This is a genomic window from Pseudorhodoferax aquiterrae, from assembly GCF_014652235.1.
GTDB lineage: Bacteria > Pseudomonadota > Gammaproteobacteria > Burkholderiales > Burkholderiaceae_C > Pseudorhodoferax > Pseudorhodoferax aquiterrae.
Map to the genome: position 1 here is coordinate 1 of NZ_BMYK01000074.1, position 1,473 is coordinate 1,473.

1 protein-coding gene is annotated in these 1,473 nt (G+C 65.6%); it reads right to left on the reverse strand.

The features are described 5' to 3' along the window. Positions 1 to 1,473 (reverse strand): IS66 family transposase (tnpC, locus tag IE209_RS33565; RefSeq protein WP_189691191.1); only part of this gene is annotated, 1,473 nt, incomplete at both ends.

Here is a 1,473-nt window from a genome sequence, read left to right on the forward strand (position 1 = left end):
AGCAGCCAAAGGCGTCCAGCGATGCGGCAGCAGTTCCTCGATCCGACTGGCGGGCTGTGTGGGTAGCCGCTCCAGAACGTCCTTGAGGTAGGCGTACGGATCGTGGCCATTGATCTTGGCCGAGTGCACCAGGCTCATGACCGCTGCGGCCCGCTGGCCTGCGCGTAGGCTGCCGGCGAACAGCCAGTTCGACCTGCCAAGTGCAATCGGCCTGATCTGGTTTTCGACCCGGTTGTTGGAGATGGGCACGTCGCCATCGTCGATGTAGCGCGTCAGCGCCTTCCACCGCTTCAAGCTGTAGTCGATGGCCTTGGCGGTGGCCGAACCGTCGGGCACGAGTTGGCGCTGCGCCAGCAGCCACTTGTTCAACGCTGAGGCCACCCTTCGCGACTTGCGCTGCCGCACACGTCGTCGCTCTTGGGCAGTGGCTGCAGCGATGTCTTCCTCGATCCTGAAGAGCACCTGGAAGTACCTCAGCGCCTGCTGGCCGACCTTGCTGGCGTGGTTGGCCCACAGCTCGTGGAACTTGCGCCGGGCGTGCGCGACGCATCCAGCTTCGGTGACGCCGCGCTCGAAGCTGGCCTTGTAGCCGGAGAACCCGTCGGTCACCAGTGTGCCTGCCCAGGCTTGTTCGCGGGCATGCCCGCCGTCTTGGCGCAGGAAGCCGCGCACGTTCTCCCCGCCACGGGTCTCAGCGAAGTTGAACACCACGGCCCGAGTCGCATTGAAGCTGGTGGTGCAGTAGGTCCAGATGTAGGCCTTGTGGGTCTTCTTGTTGCCCGGCTTGAGCATGCCCACCGGTGTCTCGTCGGCATGCAGCACACAGTGACGCAGCAGCTCGTTCGTCAGCGCGTCCACCAGCGGCTGCAGCTGCGCGCCGCATTCACCGACCCACTGCGCCAAGGTGGAACGCGCTATCAGCATGCCGGCGCGCTCAAAGATGCGTTCCTGGCGGTACAGCGGCAGATGGTCGAGGAACTTGGCCACCAGCACCTGGGCCAGCAACCCGGCGGTGGGGATGCCCTTGTCGATGACGTGCGCAGGCACCGGGGCCTGCACCAGCTTCTGGCAGTGCGTGCAGGCCCACTTGCCACGCACGTGGCGTTCCACCGTGAACACGCCGGGTTCGTAGTCCAGCCGCTCTGCGATGTCCTGGCCGATGCGTTTCATCGCGCAGCCGCAGGCACAGGCCGTGTTCTCAGGTTCGTGGTGCACGTCGCGGCGCGGCAGGTGCGCTGGCAGCGGCTCGCGCCTGGGATGCTGCTTGGCCTTCTTGTCCTTGGCGCCCTGGGCGTCGGCATCGGCTTGTTCGAGCTCGGCCGTCAGCTGCGCGATGTCGCTGTCCAGCGTCTCTTCGATCAGGCTCTTTTGCTCGGCGCTCATGCCAGCACAGAACTTCTCGCTGGTGACGGCGTACTTCAGCCGCCGCAGGTTGGCCACCTCGTGCGTGAGCTTGTCGATCAGCGCCTGCTT